The sequence below is a fragment of the Sedimentibacter saalensis genome, from assembly GCF_007830175.1.
Lineage (GTDB): Bacteria > Bacillota > Clostridia > Tissierellales > Sedimentibacteraceae > Sedimentibacter > Sedimentibacter saalensis.
The window spans coordinates 1-1398 of the sequence record NZ_VLKH01000023.1; the positions used below are offsets into that span (position 1 = coordinate 1).

A 1398-nucleotide genomic window follows, 5' to 3' on the forward strand; every position below is an offset into this window, starting at 1 on the left:
GAACATGGACCTAGTGCATTTGAAACATCAAATAGAAATAGTTCATATAGCAAAGAATTTAAATTGTCAGTAGTTGAAGAATATGTAATAGGTAATATTTCAATACCTGACTTAGCAGCTAAATATAATATTGATTATTCTGTTGTGAGAACCTGGATTAATAAGTGGTATAATGGTATAGAAAACAATGATTATGATCCTAAGGGAGATGTCTATACCATGAAATCTAGAAAAACTACATTTGAAGAACGATTAGAAATAGTAAAATACGCTATTGAAAATGATATGTGCTACAAAAATGCAGCTGATAAGTATACAATTACGTATGCACTTGTATATAAATGGACAAGAGCATACATAGACAAAGGACCAGAAGCACTAAAATATGAAAAACGTGGGCCAAAGAAAAAATCTGAAATTGATGAAAGTAATTTAACTGAAATTGATAGATTAAAACTTGAACTTGAAAAAGAAAAAGCATTAAGAAAAAGAAGAGAATTTGAACTTGAAGTTCTTAAAAAAAAAGAGGTATTCGAAAAGGAACTTCGCTTTCGAAAGTAAGACTCCAAACAGCCTATAAAACAATAGATTTTCTTAAGGATAAAGGCTATCCAGTAACCCAGATATGTGAAGTACTAAAAGTTTCAAGAAGTGGATACTACAAACATAAAAATAGAGTCAAACCTGAAAAAGAAAAGCAAGATGAATTGTTATGTTCACTAATTAATGAATATCATTCAACATTTGATGGAATTTTAGGGTATAGAAGAATGACTATTTTCATTAACAAACTAAATCACAAATCATTCTCTGAAGGATATATACATAGATTAATGAATATTTCAGGAGTTACAGCTAGAATTAGACGAAAGAAAGTTAATCGTAAAAGAGTAAAACCAGAGTATACAAAAGAAAATATTCTATCAAGAGATTTTACAGCTAAGGCTCCTAATGAAAAATGGCTTACTGATGTAACTGAATTCTCTATTCCTGGGGATGATAAAAAGCTTTATTTAAGCCCAATAATGGATCTCTATGATAATTGTATAATAGAATATAATTTATCCTTTAAGAACAATAATCTTCTTGTATTTAAAATGTTTGATAAAGCGACACAAAAAAACCCTTGTGTAAAACCCATATTTCACAGCGATAGAGGGTTCCAATATACAGGGAATACCTTCAAAAGAAAGATTGAAGAAGCTGGAATGATTCAAAGTATGTCTAGAGTTGGAAAATGCATAGATAATGGACCTATGGAAGGATTTTTTGGCATATTAAAAACTGAGATGTTTTATGGGAAAAAGTTCAAAACACTTGAAGAATTAAAGGAGAAAATAGTTAAGTATATTGAGTTTTACAATGAAAAAAGATTTCAAAAAAGACTAGGATGCATGG

General features: G+C 29.4%; 2 protein-coding genes. Both read left to right on the top strand.

The window, feature by feature from the left end; genetic code table 11:
* On the top strand, positions 1–561 hold a 561-nt coding region (locus LY60_RS17890; protein ID WP_145087148.1), incomplete at its 5' end, for a helix-turn-helix domain-containing protein.
* 62 nt (positions 562–623) lie between these two features.
* Positions 624–1398: IS3 family transposase (locus LY60_RS17895; RefSeq protein WP_246145581.1), on the top strand; the 775-nt coding region annotated here is incomplete at its 3' end.